The following is a 1,029-nucleotide window of genomic DNA, read 5'->3' on the forward strand; positions in this document are numbered from 1 at the left end:
TAGAGCGGGATGAATTTAGGTTGGGCATATCCGGCCTCGATGAAGTAATTTTGGCATTCGTTTGAAGAGACAATTTTGAGGATTTGGCCGATGGCGTCACAGACGGTCTCGACCGTCCGCTTGGCAGCCTTGCGCAGCCAGTGCTTGAGCTTGGCGAAGAGCTTCTCGATGGGGTTGAGGTCGGGCGAATATTTCGGCAGGAGGAACAGCTTGGCGCCGGCCGAGCGGATGGCGCGGCGTACGGCCTTGCCCTTGTGCGAGCCGAGATTGTCCATGACGACGATGTCGCCGGGTTCGAGGGTTGGGACGAGAACCTTGTCGACATAGAGCTGGAAACGCTCGCCGTTGATCGGTCCGTCGATGAGCCATGGTGCATCGACACGGTCATGGCGCAACGCCGCCAGGAAGGTCATGGTCTTCCAGTGGCCGTGCGGCACCTTGGCTTTGATCCTCTCGCCGCGCGGCGCCCATCCTCTGAGCGGCGCCATGTTGGTTTTGGTCCATGTCTCGTCAATGAACACCAGGCGGGAAGGATCGATACGGTCCTGATACTTTGCCCACTGTGCCCGCCGGCGCGCCACATCGGGGCGATCCTGCTCAGCCGCGATCAGCGTCTTTTTTTGTGACTGAGCTTCTCGGCGTGGACGAACTCCCACACCGAGCGGTAATCGACCTTCAGGCCGCGCTCGGCCAGCTCGATCACAAGACCGCGTAGCGTAAAATCCGCGGCCCGGCAGCGCACCAGCAGCCACTCCCGATGCTCTCCGGCAATCTTCTTCGGCCTGTGCCCACCCATCTTGCCGGGCGCAAGACTGTTCGTTTCGCGCAACCGGCTCACCCATCTGATGACGGTGCTGATACCAACCCCATAGCGCGCCGAGGCTTGCCGTCGTGACAGCCCATCCCGCTCAACCGATGCAACAACCCGTTCGCGAAGATCCATCGAGTAAGGTTTGCCCATTCATGCTGACCTCCTTGCCCAGCACGAAGGTTGAATCAGATTTGCACGCCTGAGGGAATCCCACGCCG

Annotated in this window: 1 protein-coding gene; it reads right to left on the reverse strand. The window is 60.4% G+C overall.

Annotated elements, in window-relative coordinates:
- Positions 1 to 961 (reverse strand): IS630 family transposase gene (locus tag AC04SG_RS32815; RefSeq protein WP_488554396.1). Its coding sequence is split into 2 segments (ribosomal slippage), with 962 coding nucleotides annotated over them: positions 1 to 622 and positions 622 to 961; the frame shifts between segments, so codons are not numbered across the junction. This gene is flagged as partial in the annotation.
- Between the last annotated feature and the right edge of the window lie 68 nt (positions 962 to 1,029).

It is taken from the genome of Mesorhizobium sp. CNPSo 4684, assembly GCF_057784315.1.